This is a genomic window from Armatimonadota bacterium, assembly GCA_013314775.1.
Lineage (GTDB): Bacteria > Armatimonadota > Zipacnadia > Zipacnadales > JABUFB01 > JABUFB01.
Genome location: JABUFB010000014.1, coordinates 1 through 23407 on the forward strand (window position 1 = coordinate 1; position 23407 = coordinate 23407).

Below are 23407 nucleotides of genomic sequence, written 5' to 3' on the forward strand. Positions count from 1 at the left end.
GCGAAGGTCGAGCGTCCTGCTCGACAGGCCGTTGGTCGTTCGGCCCCGGGTTGGTGCCCCGGGTTGAAACCCGGGTTGTGCCCCGCGCTGAAGCACGGGGCTAGAGGCCTGCGGCCGGGCGTCCTGAGGGACGCGAAGGTCGAGCGTCCTGCTCGACAGGCCGTTGGTCGTTCGCCGTTGCCGTCCAGCCCCGCAGGGGCGTAAGCCCTTTGCCACCAGCGTGAGCTGGTGGAACCAGGTATCCCCCTTTGATTTTCCAGGAGCCCCCGAAGGGGGTGGCATTGGACTGCCCGGGAACGGCCGGCGCGGTACAAGCTCGCACCCCTGAAACGGCGTAGGGCTGGTGGACGGTCCGCTTACGCGAGACGCGCGATGATCTCGCGGACCCGGGCAGTTGCCTCCCGAACAGCCTGCCCGACCGGCAGAGACAAGCCCGTTCCCGGCAGGTCTTCCGCCGGCTGCACCAGCACAAACCACAGGTCCGGCAGGGGAAATGCCAGGGCACCCACGTCTAGTAGATCGGCGAGGGTCCCCGGCAGGTCCGTTGCGGATGCGGCGGCGTCCTCAAGTTCGGCGGCCTTCAAAACAGTGACCGTGCCGGGCTCCGCGCCAGTAGCCGCCGCGGTGATGATAATCGCCGCATCCAGGCCGCGGAGGTCCGCAAGCAGGCCGATCCCGGCGGACCGTGCTTCGGAAGTCTGGACATGCGGCGGCAGGCCCTCGCCTACCAGCGCGCGTAGGGCCACTAAGCCCACGCCCTGGTCGCGGCGGTATTCATTGCCTACTCCGAAAAGCCCAATTTGCGGTGCACCGTCGGTCAATGTCGTCAACTCCGTCCGTAAGATTTGTGGTCCATACGGTATTCACCGTTTCCGCTCCGTTGGCCTCTGCGCAAAGGACTCCCGTGGAGTTCCGGAGAACCTGAGTGGAACAATATTGTCAGGGGCCATCGCGGCCCGGGATGGTGAACAGGCATGAAATGGATGATTCTCGCGCTCATCGCTGGGTGCGTATTCGCGCAGGAGGGTGAGAAGGTGGGCAAGCGACCTTACGAACTGGACTGGGCAGGGCGGATGGAGGACGACAACCCGCCGCTGGTGGATTTCGAGGACATGACCGGCTGGCGCGTGGAGACGGAGAACGCCGAAGCCACCTTCATCCGCACCCGCGAGGAGCAGATCTGGGGTGACTACGTTGCGAAACTCACGTACCGGGCAACTGGCAATGCCCCGACCGTGCGCATGCTGCCGCCCACGCCGATAGCCATCGCAGAGAGCTTCGATGCGGTGACCATGTGGATCTACGGGAACAACTGGGCGTGGGAGTCCGACACCAGTACCCCAAGGGTGAATGTGTTCGTGGATTTCGAGGACAGTGCCGGGAACCCCATCCGGGTGCACCTCATCACGGTGCGCTGGCGCGAGTGGTTCCTGTGCCACAAGCGCCTGACGCCCGAACAGATTCAGCAGGTGAAGGCCGGGGCGAAGTTCGTAGGCTTCACGGTGACCGGCGGAAGCAACAAGGCGGACCGGTTCATCTACCTGGATAACCTGGCGGTGTTCACCGAGAAGTTCGAGCGCCTGAGCTTCGCGCCGCGTGCGAAGCGGGGAATCGACCTGTTCCCCGGGCAGGATCCGGGTGTGAATACGGGGCCGGGAAAGCTGCCTTTCCCGACCCGCCCCCAGACGATTCTGCCTTCGAACCTGACTGAACAGTTTACGACCAGCGTGCGACGGGACGGCGAGGCCTTTGTGTTCGAGTACGCGGGCGATGACGGCCGGCTCATCTACCGCCTGCAGCCCGAGACCGGGACGTGGAGCGATGTCACCGCGCGGTGGAACGGCGGCGCGGTCATACAGCCCTGCGTTGAAGGCGGCGCGCGCTTGAGCGTCGATGGGAAGGCTGTGCTGCCCGGATCCCGCCAGCACCTGGAAACCCGGCTGGACGGAGATAAGGTGGTGTCCCGCTGGCGCTATACGGAAGGAGATGTCTCGGCGGAGATTGAGTACACCTATCGCCTGTGGAACAAGTCGATGGTGATCGATACTGTTGCGCGCGGGGGGAATGTGGCTGAAGTGCGCTACGGCTACGCGCTGGGCCTGGACAATGCGCGGCTGGTGACCAACCCCTTCTACACCTGCGATGCGGGAAGGCCGGCGGTGGTGGTGTCCGGTACAGTGGATGATCCGCTGTTCGTGACTGGAAACACTGACTGGTATTTGTCCAATGCTTCGACGCCTTTCAGCGAGAACAGCCTGAAGGATGGGAAGGTAGTCTACAACGGAGGAACGCGGTACATCGCGAAGACCAACGGGGAGCGCAATGACTGTTACGAGCGGTTCTTCGTAACCGTTTCGCCGCGTTACGAAGAGATGCTGCCCACGGTGGACAACCCGGTCTCGCCCTGGAAGCATATCACCGGCACCCGGCTCTGGCGCGCCCACGGGGCAGGCAATCGGGACAGCGACAAAGCGTACTGGCGGAGGGTACACCGTTACGGGATGACCGAGGTGGTGGTGACTGACCACGAGACCATGTGGCGCGACGGCGGCGAAAGCTTCACATTCCGCACCAAGGCCGCGCCGGGCAAGGGCGGCGATCAGGGCGCATATGAGTACGCCCGGGTCATGCAGGACGAACTCGGGTTTGTCTACGGGCCTTACAACAACTTCACGGATTTCGCCCCGGTGAACGAGTATTGGAGCACGGACATCGTGGGGCGCACTCCGGACAATCAGCTTCAGCACGCCTGGGCGAGGTGTTACGCACCCAAACCGGCGCGGGCGGTGGAGTACTGCGAACTGCTGTCGCCGATCAATGATGATAAGTACGAGTTCAGCACCGCGTACTGTGACGTGCACACGGCCGTCACTCCCTGGAGCCGCACGGACTACGACTACCGCGTTCCTGGGGCGGGCACCTTCGGCGCGGTCTTCTACAGCTACGGCGAGATCATGTTGCTACAGAAAGCGGCCTGGGACGGCCCCGTCTATTCCGAGGGCAACAACCACTTCCTCTACTGCGGCCTGACCGACGGCAATTATGGACAGGACCAGCGGTATACTCAGACCAACAAGCCTTGGCTGGTGGACTTCGACCTGCGCAAGCTGCACGACCTGTGCTGCAACTTCGGTATGGGTAACCCGGAGATGTTCTATGGGCGCGACGAATCTCCGGGGATCACCAGAGAAGAGCGCGATGCTTGGGTGGACCGGTTCCTTGCGGCAACCGTAGCCTTCGGACACCCGGGGTTCCTCACCTTCGAGGGGGGATATCACAACGCCCTGCGCAGTTATTACATGCTCCAGCAGCTGCACAGCCGCTACTGCCTGGCCAGTGCGGAGGAGATCCGCTATGCGGACGCTGGTGGCAATCTACTGGACACCACCCGCGCCGTGGCGTCGGGCGCTTTCGAGCGTTCGCAGATCGTGACGCGGTACTCGGACGGCACGGTGACGGCGGTCAACGGGAGCCGCACCGAGCGTATGAAGGTGACGGCGTATGGCCGCGATCTAGACCTGCCGCCCGCCGGGTATGTGGGCTGGACGAGTGATGGGCAGATCGAGGTGCGCAGCGAAGACCCACGTGGGCACCGGTGCGACTACGCGGTCACCCCCGCTTACCTGTATGTCGACGGACGGGGGAAGTTCATGCGCTTCGAGAAGGCCGGCGGCAACGGCATCGGCATCTGCCGGGTCCTTGGGGAAGGCAAATACGAGCTGATCCCCTACGAGGGCGCCGAGTGCGGGTTCGCCGTGGATGGGGTGAGAGCCACCGCGCTGGGCTACGAGCGGAATGAGATTGGTCCGGCCGAAGTGCGCAAGTCCCGAGGGCTGACGTACGTCATGCCGGTAGAGGGAGCCTTTAGCTATATCCTCGAAACCGGGGCGGCGGGCGGCGAAGAACTGGTGTGCCGGAGGGACGAGGTGGTGCCCGGCGAGACCGTGACCGTGCAGGGCGTGCAGGCCCACGAGCTGCGAATCCCGGTGGACGCGAAAATCGGTGCCCGCATCTGGCGGGAGTTCGAGGGCAAATGGATTGACTTCACCGTGGTTCCACTGGCTGAGAGTGAACTTGTGCTGGACGGGAACACTCTCAACCTGCGCCTGCGGAGCAATCTGCCGTCGGCGCGGGTGGTGACCGCGACGCTGGGCGAGATTTCCAGGACCGTGGAACTCGCGCCCGGGGAGTGGCAGACGGTTTCGTTCGACCTGGGGGAGCCGGAAGGCGAGAGTGCAGAGATCGTCCAGATTCGCCTGAGTGCGGGCGAGCTTGCCCAGACGATCGAGGCCGGCATGACCGTGGGTCTTGGGACGGTGAAGGTCGCCGACCTCCCTGAACGCTGGCGTGTGGGAATGGCGCTGCGGGGGCAGCCCGAGACCGGGGAGTTCGGCGAGACCCGGGCCAGCGTCAGCTGGGGCACCCGGACGGCAGGGCAGGAGAACCGGGCCGGTCACCTCATGCACCCGCCCTATGTAGGCGGCGTTGGATACGTCTTCGTGGAGTATGAGCCAGTGCAGTTGCCGGTTGCTCCCGCCTCGGCGTTCCGGGCGTATGTCTGCAAGGGTGATGGGAGCGACCCGGGCGACGGGATCCTGTACAAGCTGGCAGTCATCGATGAGGCAGGCGTAGAGACGGTGGCAGCGCAGCAGGTGCACACCCAGCACGCGTGGTTGCCCTTCGAAGCGGACCTCTCCCGTTGGGCCGGGCAGAGGGTGCGCCTGAAGCTCATCGCCGACGTGGGTGATGGCGATGACTCCTCGGGTGACTGGGCCGGATGGGCTGATCCGGTGATCGAGACGCTAAAGCCCCTCCTGACTCGGCGGCTGGAAGCAGACATCGACCTGTATCGGCGCGAGCCCGGTCCGTATCCGGTGTCCGGCCTGACGGTGGAAGACCTGCGGGCAGCCAGGCGCGGGTGGTTGCGGTATGACGGCATGGGCCTTTCGGGCACAGGCGACCAGTACGGGAGCTTCGCGGTGTTGAATGGGGTGGAGCTCGGGAATATGGCACCGGCCGGGGGACAGGAGACCCGGAATATCTGGGCCGAGAACGTGGCGGTACCATTGACTCCCGAGGCCATCGCGACACTGGGGTTCCGCAACAGGTTCGAGCTGCGCAATCCGGGCCGCGATTACTTCAAGGTGCGGCGGTTCTGGATTGAGCTGGAGCTCGCCGACGGCCGAAAGTGTTCCTCGCAAATCTCCACGGCCACCTTCACTCAGCCACCTGGATGGCCGTATGCCGAGGGCATCGGGGTGCCCCACGGTCAGAATATCGCGCAGGACATCTGGTTCGCGCGGTAGGCGTCAACGATCGGCTGCGCACATCTCCAGGAGCGTCTCCTGGACCGCGAGATCGTGTCCCGGCGCGAAATCCGGCTCCTTCCGGCCGCGGATGCAGTCGGCGAATTCGCGCAGGTCCCGGATATGCCTGGGCAGAGGGTTGATTGGTGCGCTCTGCCAGCCCTGTCGATACTGCTCCCAGGGCTGGTCGAGATGCAGCATGACCTCGGGCGGCTCCATGGGCTGGATCACCACCGTCCCCGTGGTGCCGTAGACTTCGAAACTGCGGTTCTGGAGGGCTCCTGACTCCATGGCGCAGGTCTCGATGGTGGCGAAGGCGCGGTCGTATTCCAGGACGGCGAGGGCGTTATCAGTGTATCTGCGAGAGGGGTCATGGTGGCGGCCGAAAAAACCTGTAGCGGTTCCCGGACGGCCCAGGAGCGCCAGGATCAGGTCCAGGTAGTGGCAACCCAGTTCAAACAACATTCCCCCGGGGAGCGTGCCCACCTGGGGCATGTGGTGCTCGTAGCCGGCGCGCTCCCACGAAATGCGGCCACGAATGGACACGATGTCGCCCAGCGCCCCGGCGTCATGAAGGCGGCGGATCAATTCGAAGCCCGCGTTGTAGCGCATGATGTAGCCCATCTGGATGCGCAAGTGGCGCTCGGAGGCCATGCGGTGCAGTTCCACGAAGGGTTCCAGCGCCAGCCCGGCGGGCTTTTCCAGCAGCACGTGCTTGCGGTGCTCGACGGCCGCAAGAGCGAGATTCAGGTTCTCCGGCACCTGCCCGTCCACGATGACGCCGTCTATACGGTCGGCGCTCAGAGCCTCTTCGAGGGAATTGTAGATTACCAGGTTCCGGTGGTAGTCGGCCCATTCGGTGCAACGTCGGCGGGCAAGCTGGCTGTCGGCGTCCCAGACGCCAACGAGTTCGACCTCGTCAACCATCGCCGCGGCTCGTGCGTTGCCGTGGGAATGTGCATGCGACAGGCCCAGCATGATCAGACGTACCGGCATCGAGCAGGTCCCCTTCCGTTTGCCCGACAGGAGGCGGCTACGCTTGCAAGTATGCGCTCTTGGAAGGCGCAATTCCTCCCTCGGCGTCATGACTTGTGGTCAAACTTTCTACCACCTGCGGCGGCGGCAGGCTATAATGACGGGCGCAGACACGCCGGCCCATGGGTAGCCTTCGGGCGAGCTGACCCGCTATCCGTGAGCCCTCCTGCACTTGCTTCGTATCAGTCGCAGAGCGCTGCCGTCACCGGCGCCAACCCGGAGGTCCTCTGCCAATGGATATGTCCCGAGTGTCAACTTGCAGTTACCCACTGCGGGAACGCAGCCTGGATGACGCTATCCGTATTCTCACCGATTGCGGGTTTACAAACATCGATCTGTGGGGCCGGTCTCCCCATTTCTCCATCAACCCGCAGGAAGTGAAGCCCAAAGACATCGAGGCCACGGCGGCAAAGTATGGGGCGAAGATCGCGAATCTGGGCACCTATCCCGGACGGGATTTCGCCAACGCCGACCGACAGGCCCGGCACACCGAGATGATGGGCATGACCCGAACCATCGACCTCGCTGCGCGTTTCGGCGCCCGGTCGATCCGCGTCCTGCCCGGTGAGAGCGATGCGCGGGACCTGGTGAAGCATCTGGTCAGGCCGTTCCGGCAGTCAGCGGTGTACGCGGCGTCCAAGGGCATCTTTCTGGGGATGGAAAACCACGCGGGCAGCATCGCGGGGGACCCCGATCTGTGCAGGCGGCTGTGCGTGGATGTGGACAGCCGCTTCTTCGGCGTCCTGTATGAGCCCTGCAATCTGCTGCACGGCAGAGTGGATTACCGCGAGGCCTTCGAAACGTTCAAGGACCACATCGTCCATGTGCATATCAAGGATGGTCGATGGGTCGGCGACAAGTTCGAGCGCTGCCACCTGGGCGACGGCGATGTGGATGTGGCCTGGATTGTGGAAGCGATGGAGGGCATCGGCTACACCGGCTATTACGCGCTGGAGTACGAACTGACGGATATCGAGCCCATCGAGACGGGCTTGCCGAAGTGGCGGGAGTATTTCCTCAAGGCTACCGCACACATCGGTTGAGTTGTTTCGCACTGCACGAACACACGTCGGCCGGACAAGAGGAGGAGTTCCCATGCGAACCATGGTGCTGGTGGTGGCTGCCGTGACTTGTGCGTCTGGGTTCCCCGCGACCGTATTGACTATTGACGATTTCGAATATGCCGACGTTGCTGCGGCAAGGGCAGCGTGGGTACAGGCGGAACGATCAGAGCCTGTTGAGCTGATGGCCCGCGACACCGAAGATGGCGGCAGGACGGCGCTGAAGATGCCCTGTAACTTCACCCTGCCGCAGTACGCCGAAAGCAGCAACAACCCGCGGGCGGTGTACGACCGCAAGGTCAATCTTGACCTCACCAACTACGGCTCTATCGTGTTCGACTTCTACTGCGAAGACCCGGCACCGATCCGCAACTGCACCCTCTACTTCCACTCGGCCGCAGGCTGGTACGGCCGGGGGTTCACTCCGGCGAAGGGCTGGAGTCGGGTGGTGCTCGGGAAAGCCGAATTCAGCACCGAAGACGAGCCGGGTGGCTGGGCAAGTGTGGACACCATTCGCATCTGCGCCTGGCAGGGGAAAGCCGCAGATACGTTCTGCGCCATCGACAATCTCCATGCGCGGACCGAAGACATCGCGCTTGTGGGAGGCGGTGCGCGAGGCCCCGAGGGAGGGACGGCGCAGCAGTGTGTGGAGGACTGGGGTGCCTGGCTGTCGACAATGGGGGTTCCGTACGGGTCATACACGGAGGAGGATGTGGCTGCGGGAGTGCTGAGCACCCAGAAACTGGCGGTGTTCCCATACAACCCGGGGATGAGCGACGAGACAGTCGAAGCGGTCGAGAAGTACGTGGCGGCGGGTGGGAAAGTGGTCATGGTCTACAGCATCCACCAGCAGTTTGCGGCGCTACTGGGAGTTGGGCCGTTGACCTACATGCGGAGGGAACGCGAAGGCCAGTTCGCGGACATCGTCTTCGATCAGGAAGCGCTGGAGGGAGTCCCGGCCACCGTCGCACAGGACTCGTGGAACGTGAATGTGCCCACGCTCGGACCCGGCGTGAAGACGGTCGGCTGGTGGCAGGACCGGGACGGGGTGAAGGGAGAGCCGGCGGTTGTGGTGGGTGAGAACGGCGCGTACATCGGCCATATTCTCACCAGCGCGGACAACGAGAACAAGCGTCTGCTGGTGCTGGCGCTCGTGGGGCATTTCGTGCCGGATGCCTGGAAGGAGGCTGCAGCGAAGGCCCTCACTATCGCAGGCACTATCGGGCCCTTCAGGGACCGCGGGGCCCTCGAAGAGTACCTGCGCACCATGGCCGACAAGGTGAAGGCTACCGCCGAGATCCGCCGGTTGCTTGGCGTCGCTGACCAGGAGAAGCAGGCGGCTGCCGAGGCACTCGCGGCAGAAGAGTACCCGGAAGTGCTGCACCGGGCGGCGGCCATGAGAACCGCGCTTTCGGCGGCCTATCAGCATGCCCACGTCTCGCGGGATGGTGAGTTCCGGGCGGTGTGGAACCATTCGGGCACCGGCGACTGTGGCAGTTGGGACGAGGCCATGCGCCTGCTGTCCGAGGCAAACTTCAATGCGGTTGTGCCGAACATGTGGTGGGCCGGTCTTGCACATTACGACAGTGAGTACCTGCCACATTCGAAGACCTTCGAGGAGAAGGGCGATCAGATCGCCCAGGCCGTGGAAGCCGGAAAGAAGTATGGAATTGAGGTCCACCCTTGGAAAGTAAACTGGAACCTGTCAAACGCTCCGAAGGAGTTTGTGGACAAGCTGCGGCAGGAAGGGCGCTTGCAGGCTCGTGCCAATGGCGAAGAGCGCGCGTGGCTGTGCCCATCGCACCCGGACAACTTCAAGCTCGAACTGGACACCATGCTGGAAGTGGTACGCAAGTATGATGTGGACGGCGTGCATTTCGACTACATCCGATATCCAGACGGCGATAGCTGCTACTGTGACGGCTGCCGGGAGCGATTCGAGGCGCAGATCGGCCAGAAGGTCGCAGACTGGCCCGCGGACTGCGTGAGCGGGAAGCTCCGCGAGGAATGGCGACAATTCCGCCGCGACCAGATCACCCGGTTGGTGCGCGCCACTGCCGAACAGGCACGGCAGATCAAGCCACATATACAGATCTCGGCTGCGGTCTTCGGCAGCTACCCGGAGATCCGGAACTCCATCGGACAGGACTGGGTGCTGTGGTGCCGCGAGGGCTGGCTCGACTTCGTCTGCCCCATGAACTACACCGAGAGCGACACGTACTTCGAGAATATCGTCAAGCGGCAGGTGGGTTATGTGGGCGGCGTGGTGCCCCTGTACACGGGAATCGGGCACTGGCGCATCCCTGATGACCAGGCCATTGGCCAGATGGCGATGTCGCGTGAACTGGGTGCCGACGGGTTTATCCTCTTCAACATGGGAGAGACCCTGGCGCGAAAAGGGCTGCCTGCCTTCGGGACTGCCATCACCAGCGAGAAGGCCGTGCGTCCCCACAATGCTCCAATCGTCCGTTTCTCATCGCCCGCGGATGATGAATCCCAGATCGTAGAGTTCGGCGGCGACTCAGCGCAGATCACCGCGCGGGTGCAATCGATGGGTCCGCACCGGGTAGCGCCCCAGTCGATGAGCGGCAGGTTCGTGATGGAGACCATGGGCGGCGAAGCGATCAGGGAACTAGGCGACCTGCCGGCAGTGGGCGATCAGGTGACCCTGACCGTGACCCGCATCGATGAGCCGTTCCGTATTGCGGTCAAAGGCGAGTTCACCCTTGCGGACGGGACGAAGCAACCCTTCATTCGCCGCAGCCGGCCGTACCAGTTCGCGCAGTGAGAGCGGCGGAGCCGCCGGATGGGACCGTCAGCCATCGATCACGAGTCGGGGCCCGATGACCCCTCCGGGGGACCACCGGGCACCCATGAGACCAGAGGACTGGACGTCGCCATGACCAAGATGAGCTGGAACGCAATGCTCTCCGTGCTCGGAGTGGTGCTCATGTCCGGGACGATGTCCTTTGGCATGACCGCAGAGGTGAAGGATCATGCGGGTTCGCCGATGATCCACATTGACGGGCAGCCCGTCAGCCCGCTGATGTTCTTCGGCTGGGCGGACGGTTCCGGGCCCCACGTGGAGCGCATCGGCACCGAATGGCGAGAATACCACTACACCTTCATCGCTCCGGAGACCACGAAAGGGGATTCGGGCATCCATTTCCGCGTGGGCGGCGACGGCCCGGGGACGGTCTGGGTCGACAACATCAAGCTGTATCCCGGTGAGAAGGTGGACGAGCCGACCGTGAATCTCGTCCGGCAGGGGGACTGGGAGGGCGCCCGCGAGGAGATCAGCAAAGACTGGACCCTGTTCCAAGCCCAGTATGCCGGTGCAAAGGCCGTGTGGACACTGGACCCGGCCACGAAGGTCAGCGGCGAGCAGAGCCTGCGCATCGACATTGAGCATGCCGGCGAAAACACCATGCACCTGCACTTCTACCAGACCCGGCACAGCGTCCAGGAAGGCCAGAAGTACACGTACTCGCTGTGGATGAAGGCGGACCGTCCACGCACAGTGGACTTTATGGCTCTGCACATTGGGGAGCCGTGGACAATCTACGGCGGCGTGAGCTCTGTCTACCAGAACCAGGTCGCGCTTGCGCGGGAAGCCGGAGTGCGCACGTACTCTTTCGGCATTCCCATGCCCTGGCCCAAGCCGGGCGAGGATTACAATTTCGCCGGGGTGGACCGCGCGATCCAGGCGACCCTCGCGGTTGACCCGGACGGTCTGCTCCTGCCGCGTTTCGGAATGGCGCCTCCGGCCTGGTGGCTGGACGAGCACCCGGACGCGCGAATGCTCTTTGACGACGGGAGGACCGAGGGTTTCTCGGTGGCCTCCCAGGAATGGCTCGCGGATGCGCTGGTGCACCTGCGGGCGCTGGTGAATCACTGCGAAGAGAAGTTCGGAAGGAACATGCTGGGTTACCACCCGTGCGGGCAGCACACGGGGGAGTGGTTCTATGAGCGCTCCTGGGAGCCGCGCCTGAGCGACTTCTCGCCGGCGATGAAGCGGGGGTTCGCTCGGTGGCTGGAGCGCAAGTATGGTGATGTGCAGGCGCTGGCTCAGGCTTGGAACAGGCCTGGCCTCACCTTCGATCACGTGACCGTCCCCACCCCGGAGGAGCAGCTTTCCACCAGTTACGGCCTGCTGCGCGACCCGGTGAAGGAGCGGGCGGTTGTCGACTGGTTCGAGTACAAGCAGGTGGCTATGGCGGAACCGCTCACCGAGATGTCCCGGGTCATCAAGGAAGCCACCGGCCGCAGGAAACTGGTCTGCCTCTTCTACGGGTACATCTTCGACATGCACGGACTGCCGCTGGGGCCGCAGGGCAGTGGGCATCTGGCCATGCGCCGGCTCATCGACTGTCCGGATGTGGACATCCTGTGCTCGCCCATCTCGTACCTGGACCGTGAGCAAGGGGGCGCGGGATGCTTCATGTGCGCGGTGGACAGCGTCCGGATCGGCGGCAAGCTCTGGCTCAACGAGGACGACACTCGCACGTACCTGACGCCGCCTGATTCCGGATTCGGGAGAGTGGATAACGCACCGGGCACGTACTGGGTCCTGGAGCGGAACTTTGGGCAACTGTGGCCGCGCCGGCTGGCTACCTGGTACATGGACCTGGGCAATGCGGGGTGGTTCAATGGTGCGGACATCTGGGATCACATTGCTCCGATGCAGCGCCTGTACCAGGAGCGCATAGACGAGCCCGCACAGTGGGCGCCGGAGATCGCGCTGATCGTGGACGAGGAAAGCCCATGCTACACGAAGTGTGACCGGGCGCTCCACAGCCCGCTGGTGTACCAGATGCGCTCCCAGTTCTACCGGATCGGCGCGCCTTTCGGCGTCTACCTGCTCAGCGATCTGGTTTCCGGGCGCGTTCCGCCGGCAAAGGTTTATTTCTTCGCGAACTGCTTCCAGATGGACGACGCTGAACGGGCCGCAGTGAAGCGCGCGACCACTGGGCGCGGCGCGGTGTACTTCTACGGCGGCGGAGCGATCAACGAGGACGTGTCCGCGGCGAACATGAGCGATCTGACGGGGCTGGGAATGGCTCAGATCGCTCCCACCTCCGGTCGTGTGAAGCCCGCGAATACCCAGTGGCTTGGACTGACCCGAGAGCCGGGCGATTTCGGAACGGAGGCGGTGTTGAGTCCCTGCTGGGTGGTGAATCCAGACGGTGCGGTGACTCTTGGCACCTACGTGAACGGACAAACCGCTGCTGCCGTGAAGGAAGGCCCGGAGGGTCTGCGCGGATACATCGGGGCGGTGCATTGTCCGGCGGCGATTCTGCGCGGTCTGGCGCGAAGGTGCGGCGTGCACATCTACAGTGACCAGGATGACGTGATTCTGACCGATGGGAAGTTTCTGTCCATCACGGCGAGTTCCCCGGGCGCGAAAACCGTGCGGCTGCCTGAGCCGAAGCGGGTTATGTCGGCCTTTGACGGCGCGGAACTCTGGCACGCCGCGGAAGCACTGGACCTCGACCTGCAACTGGGCGAGACCCGCAGTTACATCCTGCTGCCCGTCGGTGAGCAGGGGGCACAATGATCCGGGGACGGGGGCGGTCTGCGCTGCCGGGAGTCCTCTCGTGGGCCTGCGCGGCTGCAATGGCAGCGACCTGGGGGGTGCGCGAGTTTATCGGCGAAAGGCACCCGGCGGGCTGCCTGATTGCGCTTGCGCCCCAGTGGGTGTGGTGCGTTACGCCGCTGGCCCTGTTGGTCTGGACCGGATTCGCGCGACAGTTCGGTCTCCTGGCGCTGAACGCAGGAGTGCTTGTGTTCGCCGCGGTTGTCCTGGGCGGGTTCGCGGTGGCCACCGGCAGTCCACATTCCGACGCACAGCGCTCCTTTCCCCTGCGGGTTGTCACCTGGAATGTCCTGGGGCACCGGACCCACAAGAACCCCGGCGCTATCATCTCGGAGCTCAATGCAGTCTGCCCGGATGTGATCTGCCTGCAGGAGTCGGGTTTCGGCTCATTTCACCGGTACGGTGAAGGCTGGCACCGTGCGGGACGGAACGACTTGAGGGTGATGAGCCGCTTCCCGCTGGCTGAAATCCCACTGGATGGCGGGGAGTGCGAGGGCGTGGCGGCGTACTTGCTTCAGACCCCTGTCGGGCCTTTGGTGCTCATGAACGTGCACTTCCGCGTGACCGCCGCAGGCTCCCAGGAGCTGATCCCGGACGCCGGGGAATTTTCGCGGTACCTTCTCGATTCCAGCCGTTTGCGCGCGGCTCATGTGCGGCATGTGCTTTCCCACCTTCCTTCCGATCTTCCCGTGGTGGTCTGCGGCGACATGAATCTTCCGCCCACTTCGGCAACGTACCGCATGCTGAGCCAGCGCCTGACGGACGCCTTCGCGGCCACACGGTTCGGCTTCGGGCTGACGTATCTCGCGAAGGGCCGAGTGCCTGCGTGGCGGATCGATTACGTCTGGTGCGGCAATGGCGTGCGCCCGGTGTGGGCGCGCACCAGCAGCTCCGGGCCTTCCGACCACCGGCCGGTGGTCGCCGACTTGCTGGTGGGGGGCTGATATGGCTGCTGAAGCCGGTGCCCGTGCAAAGAGGCCGCGAAATGCGTGGCGCCTGGTCTGCGACATTGGATCGGCATTGCCGGGGGCTCTCTGGCTGGTGCATCGGGCATCGCCATCCGGCATAACGGGCACCGCTGTCGCTCTGGCGCCACAATGGCTCTGGATAGCGCTCTTGCTGCTGTTCCTCGCGCTTGCAGCGCGCTCCCGCGATGTCGTGAGCGTTCTGTTGGCAGTCCTCGTGGCATCCCCTGCATCAATGTCCCTCGCTGGGTTCTCATCTGGGGCGGGACGTTTCACCGCCAGCAGGACGGATGATGTGGTGCTCCGGGTGGTTACCTGGAACGTGCACAACCAGTATGAGAGGGTCGCGCAGATCGCCAGGCAGCTGGAGACACTCGATGCCGACGTGATCTGCCTGCAGGAGGCGTCAGACAAGGCCTTCGACGGTCTGTTCCCGGGCATGCGCGAGCTCCACAGCACTTCGCTGAAGCTCTATGTGCGGGGAGTATTGCGGCCGTGGCGGGGGGCCTGCGACGCCGACCCGTTGTTCCAGCGGTGGCTTCCGGTGGTCGTGCATGTGAAAGGCGTGCGCCTGCGACTGCTCCCCGTCCACTTCCATAGTCGTGTGGGCGGGTACCGGCTGATGATGGACCACTCGCGCCTGGGCGAGTACCTCGCGGGGATGCGGTGGACGAATTCGCGGCAGATTGAGACGATCGCCCGGGTCTCCCAGGGGCCTGAGCCGGTGTTGGTCTGCGGCGATCTCAATACGCCGCCTTTGTCGCCCGCGCTGGATGTCCTGAGGGTTGGGCTCACGGATGCCTTCGCACACGCGGGTTTCGGGCTGGGATTGACCTACCTGTTGCAGGGGAAGCTCCCGGCGTGGCGGATCGACTACATCTGGTGCGGCGGGGGAGTGAGACCCCTGCGGTGCTTCACGGGCCGTTCGGGGCCTTCGGATCACCGGCTGGTGATCGCGGACATTGCTGTGACCAGGGCACGTTAGCCACGGTCAGCGCTGCATCCTGCGCAACTGGTCCACGATCCAAAGGAACAGGAAGGCGCCGCCGACCGCCACGGCGACCTGGACCACCAGGCTGTTGCCCAGAGGGTAGCCGAGAATTTGATAGATCATACCGCCCACCGCGGAACCGGACATTCCCAGCAGCAGGTAGTTCACCCATTCCCGCCGGAAATTGCGTTTCTGGATGGCGGCCAGGATATAGCCCGCGATCGCACCTACAACGACCCACATGAGAATCCCCGACACTGCGAACACCCCTTGAGGTACCTACCTGGAGCGGAGCATGTCCAGAAGCCAGGCTGCTCCGATGATAGCCACGGAGAGCACCAGCAGAATCCAGAAGAGCTTCAAGAGTAACCCCAGGAGCACCATGGTGATGATGCCTATGATGACGTAGGTGAAGAATCCGCCTCTGAAATCACGGCCCAGGAATATGCTGACGACCCAACCCACGACAGCCCCGAGAACGATCCAGCCGACGACATTCGCGACGAAATCCATTGTGCTGACCTCCAATGCGTCACGCCGGATCGGCCGGATCCGGGTAACTCTGCACCTGGGCGATCATGACGTACTGACCCACGCCCTGAGACCGGTTGATGACCGTTTCCACGGGTCTGAATCCGTAGCGCCGATACAGCTTCTGTCCGCGCGGGTTGTCGAGATGCACATGCAGGCCGATCCGTTCAATGCCGCGCTCGTGGGCGATGGTCATCAGGCGCGCGAGAAGGCGGCTGCCGATGCGGTGCTCCTGGCGATCAGGCCTGATGCAGATGCCAAACCACCATTCGCCGCCGGGCGGCCTGCGAATATACGCGTATCCATCCATTCGCTCTCCGTCCGGCGTCTCCTCCACAGCCAGCAGGGCGATGAGGTCCGGGCATTCCGCGTCGGCGGCCAGTCTGCAGGCATGCTCATCATCCAGCGGGTGTGGGTAGAAGAACCAGGTGTCCCGGGGCGTGAGGCTGGCGTAGAACTCCTTGATGATCGGGGCATCCGTGAGCTTGAGGGGGCGGATGTTGATACTCGGGATGGGTTCGGGCAAGGTTCTCACACCCTTCTCATGTTTTTGGCGGACGGCGGCGGCAAACGATCGGCGGCCGGCACCACACCACGCCCAGCCTGGTGGGTGGAGGACTGGGCTAGCCTCGCAGGAAACAGCGGCACCCCTGCAGACGCCGCCTATGTCCAAAAGAAATACTGTGGCTTGCGGGTGAACATCGCAAGGAGCGACCAGAAGCCGCCCACCGCGAATTCGCCCAGCGTAAGCCCGAGAAACAGCGGCAGGCCCCGGCGATAGGCCTTGGGGCCGAGATAGCGCATCACCAGCAGCTTGATGCCCCAGCCCAGCAGCAGCGGGAGCCAGATGAGGCCCGTGGTCCAGTCCGCGGCAATCGCGTAGCCGATGGGGTGGAACTGCCACCAGACGAACCGGCAGCGCATGGCCATGAGCAGTGATGCGAAGCCGAACCCCATGGCGATGCCCACCAGTCCCGGCCAGTTGGGGGGAGCCTGGGCACCCATAAACTGTCCCACGAGCTGCCAGCCGCCGGGAGAAAGGCGCTTCACGGGTTCACCCATTTGCTCGACGCCCTCGCGGAAGCACAGGTGAAGCAGGGCCCATACCGCGGCGTAGCAGCCGAGAGTTGTTGCGGCGGCGATAGCCCCGGTGACTCGCTGGGGGCTTGCGCCCAGCATCTCCCCGATTTTCATGCCCTCAAGCTGGTGGGGCATGGGTACGCCGGTGTATGCGCGATTGAAACCGAACAACAGCCCCCAGGCGGACATGGTGCGCACCGGCATGCGGCTGGGGCTGATGAAAGTCATGAGAATGTGGTCCGGCCCGGCGAAATGGAAGCCATGGGTGGGCGCCCCGGCTTCGGCGCGGACTTTGGTAATCGCGGTATTGATCACGAGATATAGCAGCAGATAGACCACGCCGATGTACATGGGCATGCCGATGCTGGAAGCGAACAGCGTGGTCAGCACCAGCCCACCGGCGATGACCGCGAAGGCCATCCGGTACTCCACCACCTGCGCTCCGTCGATCTCGGTGCGCCGATCTCCGGTGATCTGGGGCCCGTGCCAGACCGATCGCCAGACCGCCGCGAGATGTTTGCGTCCAGCCCACAGGCCGAAAGCTACCACCGCGAGATAGCTCCCGATCCCCTGCTCGAGCATGAATGGGATGACGCTGCGGCCCGTGGACTGCCAGGGGTACGGGGACGGGTAGCCTGCTGCCGAGCAGATGAAGCGCTCGAACCGGAACAGCAGGAGAAAGAACCAGGTGGAGAAGGTCAGGTCCGAAGGTAGGAGGTAGGCGATACCGATCACGAAGGGGTAGAAGGCGATGCCCGTGGTGGTGAGGGGGCCGTTCCAGCGGGGTGAGAATTGTAGCCAGTTGACCTTCACCTTCAGCAGCGGGATTACCGGGAAATACATGCTCAGGCCGTTGATGATGTCGATTGCCCCCGAGTTCGCGAACCCCAGCCAGAGCAGATTGTTTCGCCAGATGCTTCGCGGTCCGGGGTTGGTCATCTCCAGTGGCATGATGACAAGGGGGAAACTGAGCTTCTTGTGCTGTGTCCACTGCCTGCGGATGATGACGTTCACACCCAGGCACATGAGCTGCGTCAGGGCAATGAAGGTGGCCCAAAGAAGGCCAGGAGCAAGCCACGGACGGTAGTTCTCGGCAAGATAGAGCGACGAATCGCCCTCGTAGAAGTTGCGCACTGCCACCGGGTCGCCCACCACCGCGTGGGTGGGAAGGTAGGGGATGAGATCGGTGGCCCAGCGGTTGGCATCTGTGGCGTAGCGAAAGGGGTGGGACAGGGATGGAATAAGGATCGCCATGAACTGGTCGCCCACTATGCCGCTGGAGGCGCCGATCATCACGTAGATGATGAGCATCTCCATGCGGCTGAAGCAAAGGCGAGGCGAGACCAGGTGCAGGACTGAGTTGACGGCGATCAGCGCCGCGAGGAGTATTACGGCGTGGAAGAAAACCGATAGATAGGTGGGACGGCCGCCGTATACGTTTTCCATGCCCGCCACCCACAGGCTCACCAGAGGGACGAGAACGAGCCCGAGCACGATTGAGCGGGTGCGGATGTTCTCGGCAGGCTGGGTTGGCGGCGACACGCTCAAGCGACACCTCCGGGCAACACTGGGAGCCAGGGGCACGGAACACGGACGTCCAATCATACCCCGCTGCGGGTGGCTGATGCAACGATCTGTGGCGGCAGGCCAGGACCATCGGTTCCCTGGGAGACGTGCTGGCTGAGACCGAATTCGCGTTCAGCATGCCCTTCGCCCTGAGCCCTTGCCTCGCAGCCCGCTTCGCGGGCTGTGAGCCAAAAGGCCCACCCGTGAGATGCCAACACGCCATCAACTCGCTCGGCCAGCTGAGCCCATACCAGACAGGGAAAATGCCTGACCCCGGCAGGACCGCACACCCTCGAGCCGGCGGGCAGACGGTCAGAGCGGATGAACGCGGCAGGTACCAGCACTTTCAGTCCGGCGGAGGTCATGCCGATCCATACCTGAAGTGCACACGACCCTCATGGGAGCGCGGTCGGTGGAAGAAGTCGAGAAGAATGTGGCGGCGGTAGAATCGGGGCCGCTGCCGGCTGAGATTCACGCACGACGGGGTGAGATCACCGCGACGGTGCCCATCCGGCTCATGGACGAACCCTTCGGGTGGGAATTTGGGGGATTCAGGGGCCCGGGCATCGCGCGGTAGCCCGCCCTCTGGCTATTCGAGTTCGAGCAGCAGGATGCCCCACTGGTCCACTCGCGGGATCACAATGCGCGTTCGCCCGGGGAGTGGATCGACGACCGCAGCCTCCGGTTCATGCCCGGGCGCGTGGAAACTAGCCGAGTGTATCTGTGCGCCTCCCAGGAACGAGTTGCGCAGAGCTACGGACAGGTATCTCAACGGCGCGACCGCGCCCGAGCCGGGCATGCGGTTGCGATTGAGAATGTGGCAGGCAATGCGCCGGTCGGTGCCCCCGGCGGGTGCGCGCAGAAGGCAGTAGATTTCCTGCGGCCCCCAGAGCTCGACGGGTGACACCTGAAGCAGGAGACGGTCCGACACCTGGTGGTCGAGCAAGACCGGGACCGCATTGCGCGCTGCTTCGAGTGCCCTCGTGTCGGCTTCGGGGAGAGCGTCCGGGTCGCAGGCGAGGACGACCAAGTCCACGGTCTGGAGTTCTTCGGGCGTCAGGTGCTGCTCGAAGCACGATCTTCCCGAAGGAAACAGGCGGAAAGGCACCTGAGACGCCAGCAACCGCGAGACAATCCGCTGGGTGCGATGCCTGTCATAGCGGTCTGTGTCGATGACCACGCCCACAGTGGCTACCGTCTCGAAGCCGTCAAGGAGCGCCGCATTCCCCCGCACGAAGCTGTACAGGTCGCCGTAGTCCTCCAGTTTCCCGAAATGCCGATCTTTCCCTGGTCCCATCCAGATGTCCCAGGGCACGAGAGTGAAGTGCCCCAGGGCGTAGGTGGCTGCGATCTCGGCGCGAGTGTCCAGGACGTTGTGGGGAAAGGGCGAGACAACCTGCCATGTCGCGAGGGCATCGGCCGCCCGGGCGCAGATGGCCAAGTCGGGCAGGGCTTCGGACCATGTCTCCCCGATCAGGAAGTCGAATTCATCCGCCAGGAAGTTGGTTTGCTGTGACGGGGTTTGCAGATTGGAGTTCGCCGACAGCGGCACCCGGCGTCCCGCGTGAGCGTCCATCTGCTCTCGCAGCCAGAGGAAAAACGAGCGCACCGATTTCCGCTGGAAGTCCTCGAAGAGCGGTGTCCCGGGCAGTTCACGACGGCGGGCCTTGTAGTCGGCGGCCGTGGAAATGCCCTGCTCGCGCAGGTGGGCGCGATAGTCGTAACCTTCGAGGGACTCGGCGCCGATCTCCCGGCGCTTGTCAATTGGCACCGTCCCCAGGTATTCGCGGAAGGCTTCCATGCAGCGGTCGCACATGCACCCGCCGCCCCAACTGTGGGCGCTGACGATGAGGGCCCAATCGTCGAACTGCATCCAATCAACGCCGGCATCCAGTGTCTTGCGGGCGGCGGCCAGGACGGCCTCCCGGTATGCGGGCTGGTTGTTGCATCCCCATTTCACCGGGTTCTTCGGGTCGAACGTCGTCATCCACGGCGCCACGAGCTTTGTTCCGTCCAGGTCGACGCAGTAGGCCGACAGGTCGTCGGTGCGGGGGATGGAGTTGATCGCTCCCTGCACCGTCCTGCCTTCGGCGCGCAGCTTCTGGACATAGGAGCCATCGTTTGTGTAGACCCAGACGACCCGGTTCGCGCCGAAGGAGCGGATCACATCGGGCGCTTCCGGGCGATTCCAGCGGGTGGAGAAGAACACATCAGAGCGGTGGATGTCGGGCGCTTGCGGGCGGATCTGGCGAATCGCGCAATCGAAGACGGTGCGCGTCCGGGGGCGATCCTGCGCGTGCATGGCAGTCACCTGCTCCGGGGAGAGCGCCGTGTTGAAGATCCGCACATTGTCCATGAGGCCCTTGAAGGGGCGGATGCCGTCGAGGTTACCGATGTCTACTCGCGCCCCCATGGCGTCGGGTTCGGGCGGCGACTCCCAGGTTGCCACTGACATGGGGCTTTCCCCGGGCCGAGCGAGATACATCACTGATTTGCCTGCATCGAAGTCGGTGGAGACCGCGACAAAGGACCACTCATTGGACGGCACGGGAGCGGATTCTGGGGGCATGGGCAGGAAGTAGTCCTTGCCCTCACGCTTGAGCTTGAAAGTGATCCTGCCGCCGCTGAACCACAGGTCCCAGGCTGCCGAGAAGAGCAGCCGGGCGGGGCCTTCGGTTTGAACCGGCAAGAACCACGTGCTGATGGTAAAGTTGCGCAGGGCGGCGAGGTTCGGATGCTCATACACAATAGCGCCGCCTGCCTTGTCGGTTCCGGATCCTCCCGATCGTGAGCTTGCCTCGAAGGAGATCCCCATCCCGCGCACTCCCGGAGCGAACACGGGGCCTTCGCCCGGCACATACTCCTTCAGTTCGCCCTCACCCCCGAGAGCTCCGCTGTTGCGCAGGTCGCCGTTGAGAGCGAACTCCACCAGGGGCGCAGGCACGGCCTGTTCAGCGAGTGTGAACGCGAACACAAGCAACACAGTGGTGAATCCCGCCCTGTGCAGCACTGTTTTCCGTGTCAACCGCATTGCGCATCCCCTTCATTGGGGCGAGGTGGGCTGTCTGCTGTGGCAGGGCGCCATCCCCGTGCGTGTACCCAGGCCAAGATAATCTGCCCCACGAGCAACCCGATGAGCAGACCTCCGGCGACATCACCGGGGAAATGTTTGGCCGCCGCCAGCCGCTGGACCATGGCGATGGCCGGGAACACGAACAGCCAGGAAAGCGACGATGGCCGGCCCAGCATGCCCCACAGAACCAGGACCAGGGCGGCAGTCACCAGCACGTCGCCGGAGGGAAATGAGTGCCACTCGCTCGCGTCCAGCTGAACGGCCAGGGTCGGGCGTGGCTCATCCATGGCGGTGGGCCTGGGTCTGCGGACAGCCGCTTTCAAACCGGTTGTGATGAGAGTGGCGAGGACGAAGGTCAACAGGAGCCAGCGGCACACGGTGAGATATCGTGCGCGGCTGGCTCCGGTAGAGCGGATCAGACTGGCGCAGAGACATGCTATGAGAAAGAAACCGGGCAGGCCGATCAGGGCGATCATTGCATCCTTGCCGTCAGGGGACAGAACCGCCCACACGAGATAGGCGGTAGCGGAGAGGGTTGCGGCGACGATCCCGAGCAGGCGTACGGCCCACCGCGAACAGACGACGCCGCCCAGCAAAGCTGCCAGGAGCACGGGCCCCTGCACCCCTCCAGCCCCGGTGTAGCCCAGGGTCATCTGGAACTGAGGCAAGGGGGGTACCTGTCGGTTCGCCAGGCACCAGCGGCCCACGGGCTCATCAACAAACAGCATGAGCAGCGCCACGGCGGCCGCGCCGAGAAGCCAGGGGGCAAGGGCAGCGATGGTTTGGAGTGCGGACTGTCCGGGATGATTTGGAGGTCTCGGTGTCATGGTGGTGACATTCACCCACAGACGCCGCCCGACCTGCCCATGCCCGCAAGCAAGTCGGGCTGGAGCATCCATGTGCGCCAGCCCGAGCGATTGCGCGATAACGGCTGATGGCCTGTTGCCTCAGCGCTCCTCTATGGGTGTGACCTGCAGGTCCACCGGGCCCGAGTAGTGGCTGAGGGGGCGGATAAGCTTGTTATTGGACCACTGCTCGAGAACGTGGGCCGTCCAGCCGACCATGCGAGCAATGGCGAAGATGCAGGTATACAGGTCGTTGTCGATACCCAGCATATGATAGACGGATGCCGAGTAGAAGTCCACGTTGGGGCAAAGGCCCTTCTCCTCGAACACCACCTGTTCCACGGCTTCGGAGATCTCAGCCCACTGAGGCTGTCCCACGTGGTCACCCAGTTCCCGGCACCAGCGGCGCAGCACGGCGGCTCTCGGGTCCTCCACCTTGTAGACGCGGTGGCCGAAGCCCATGATCCGCTCCTTGCGTTCGAGTTTCCCGAGCACCCATTCGCGAGCGTTCTCCGGCTTCCCGATCTCGCGCAGCATGCTCATAACGCGCATGTTCGCGCCACCGTGCAGAGGACCGCGCAGTGCGCCGATTGCGGCGGTGATTGCCGAGAACATGTCGGACAATGTGGCGGCGGTGACTCGGGCTGCGAATGTTGAGGCGTTGAAGCCATGTTCCGCATGGAGGGTCAGGCAGTTGTCGAAAATGCGGACCTCAAGGTCTTCGGGATACTCTCCGCGAATACCGTGAAGGAAGTTGCCCGCGTGGGACAGGCCCGGGTCCGACGGCACGGGTTCCAGACCTCTGCGGTAGCGTTGGTAGGCCGCCACGATGCTCGGGGCCTTGGCAGTGAGGGTCAGGGCGAGCTCGAAATTGGTCTCGGCGCTATGACTTTCGGCGCGGGGGTCGTACAGGCCGAGCGCGGACACAGCGGTGCGCAGTACGGACATGGGCGCGGCGTGGTGCGGAAAGTGGCCCAGGAGCTCGAGCATGGGAAGGGTGAGCGCACTCTCCGCCACGAGCTTGTCTCGCAGCTCATCCAGCTCAGAGGCTGTGGGCAGAGCGCCATGCCAGAGCAGATGGGCGACCTCCTCGAAGCAGCAGTTTTCGGCAAGATCCTGGACCCGATACCCCCGGTAGATCAGGTTCCCTGCCTGCCCGTCGATATGGCAGATGGCGGAATTGGCCACGACGACGTTCGCAAGCCCCTCGCGGACCTCGGTTCCTCCTTGGTCGGTCATGCTCTCTGACACCCGCTTTCTGGCAGGCGCGCTGGTCGGCGCCCGGATATCCGACAGACTGGTTGCACGCATGATAATCGTGCACTTGACAGCAGAAAAAAGCACACCCTCCCGGCATT

The 23407-nt window shown here is 63.9% G+C and carries 16 protein-coding genes; 7 read left to right on the forward strand and 9 right to left on the reverse strand.

The window, feature by feature from the left end; all coding sequences use genetic code 11:
* Positions 1–356: 356 nt before the first annotated feature.
* A complete protein-coding gene (locus HPY44_17730) occupies positions 357–821 on the reverse strand; it encodes a hydrogenase maturation protease (GenBank protein ID NSW57846.1) in 465 nt (154 codons plus the stop codon).
* 153 nt (positions 822–974) lie between these two features.
* On the opposite strand from HPY44_17730, the gene HPY44_17735 reads away from it, so the two are divergent.
* Positions 975–5306: a hypothetical protein gene (locus tag HPY44_17735; protein ID NSW57847.1), complete on the forward strand. Its 4332-nt coding sequence runs from the start codon at positions 975–977 to the stop codon at positions 5304–5306.
* Between the two features lie 3 nt (positions 5307–5309).
* Here HPY44_17735 and HPY44_17740 read toward each other — a convergent pair whose 3' ends face one another.
* Positions 5310–6302, reverse strand: a complete 993-nt coding sequence (locus HPY44_17740) for a Gfo/Idh/MocA family oxidoreductase (GenBank protein NSW57848.1) — start codon at positions 6300–6302, stop codon at positions 5310–5312.
* 272 nt (positions 6303–6574) lie between these two features.
* On the opposite strand from HPY44_17740, the gene HPY44_17745 reads away from it, so the two are divergent.
* Genes HPY44_17745 through HPY44_17765 form a run of 5 tightly spaced genes read left to right on the forward strand, consistent with a single transcriptional unit; the run spans position 6575 to position 14948 of the window.
* A complete protein-coding gene (locus HPY44_17745) occupies positions 6575–7384 on the forward strand; it encodes a sugar phosphate isomerase/epimerase (protein ID NSW57849.1) in 810 nt (269 codons plus the stop codon).
* A gap of 52 nt (positions 7385–7436) precedes the next feature.
* Positions 7437–10190, forward strand: a complete 2754-nt coding sequence (locus HPY44_17750; protein ID NSW57850.1) for a family 10 glycosylhydrolase — start codon at positions 7437–7439, stop codon at positions 10188–10190.
* Positions 10191–10208: 18 nt separating this feature from the next.
* Positions 10209–12959, forward strand: coding sequence for a beta-galactosidase (locus HPY44_17755; protein ID NSW57851.1), 2751 nt, complete (start codon positions 10209–10211; stop codon positions 12957–12959).
* A gap of 59 nt (positions 12960–13018) precedes the next feature.
* Complete coding sequence (locus HPY44_17760; protein NSW57852.1) at positions 13019–13942, forward strand: endonuclease/exonuclease/phosphatase family protein; 924 nt, start codon at positions 13019–13021, stop codon at positions 13940–13942.
* 1 nt (position 13943) lies between these two features.
* Positions 13944–14948 carry an endonuclease/exonuclease/phosphatase family protein gene (locus tag HPY44_17765; GenBank protein ID NSW57853.1) on the forward strand — a complete coding sequence of 335 codons (1005 nt, stop codon included), beginning with the start codon at positions 13944–13946 and terminating at the stop codon, positions 14946–14948.
* Between the two features lie 6 nt (positions 14949–14954).
* Here the strand turns inward: HPY44_17765 and HPY44_17770 are convergent, their stop codons facing one another.
* From HPY44_17770 to HPY44_17785, 4 genes are all read right to left on the reverse strand, one after another.
* Positions 14955–15197, reverse strand: coding sequence for a hypothetical protein (locus tag HPY44_17770; protein ID NSW57854.1), 243 nt, complete (start codon positions 15195–15197; stop codon positions 14955–14957).
* A gap of 36 nt (positions 15198–15233) precedes the next feature.
* Positions 15234–15467, reverse strand: coding sequence for a hypothetical protein (locus HPY44_17775; protein NSW57855.1), 234 nt, complete (start codon positions 15465–15467; stop codon positions 15234–15236).
* Between the two features lie 19 nt (positions 15468–15486).
* Positions 15487–16011 (reverse strand): GNAT family N-acetyltransferase, encoded by a 525-nt coding sequence (locus tag HPY44_17780; GenBank protein ID NSW57856.1) that lies wholly within the window; start codon positions 16009–16011, stop codon positions 15487–15489.
* Positions 16012–16148: 137 nt separating this feature from the next.
* Positions 16149–18113: a hypothetical protein gene (locus HPY44_17785; protein NSW57857.1), complete on the reverse strand. Its 1965-nt coding sequence runs from the start codon at positions 18111–18113 to the stop codon at positions 16149–16151.
* A 430-nt stretch (positions 18114–18543) separates the two neighbouring features.
* Between HPY44_17785 and HPY44_17790 the strand changes: the two genes are divergently transcribed.
* Positions 18544–18708, forward strand: a complete 165-nt coding sequence (locus HPY44_17790) for a hypothetical protein (protein ID NSW57858.1) — start codon at positions 18544–18546, stop codon at positions 18706–18708.
* A gap of 12 nt (positions 18709–18720) precedes the next feature.
* On the opposite strand, the gene HPY44_17795 is transcribed toward HPY44_17790, so the two are convergent.
* From HPY44_17795 to HPY44_17805, 3 genes are all read right to left on the reverse strand, one after another.
* Complete coding sequence (locus HPY44_17795) at positions 18721–21162, reverse strand: LamG domain-containing protein (GenBank protein NSW57859.1); 2442 nt, start codon at positions 21160–21162, stop codon at positions 18721–18723.
* Positions 21153–22031, reverse strand: a complete 879-nt coding sequence (locus tag HPY44_17800) for a phosphatase PAP2 family protein (protein ID NSW57860.1) — start codon at positions 22029–22031, stop codon at positions 21153–21155. Before HPY44_17800 ends, HPY44_17795 begins: the two co-directional genes overlap by 10 nt.
* A 120-nt stretch (positions 22032–22151) precedes the next feature.
* Entirely contained in the window at positions 22152–23288 is a 1137-nt protein-coding gene (locus HPY44_17805; GenBank protein NSW57861.1) for a citrate synthase, read from the reverse strand.
* Positions 23289–23407 lie beyond the last annotated feature (119 nt).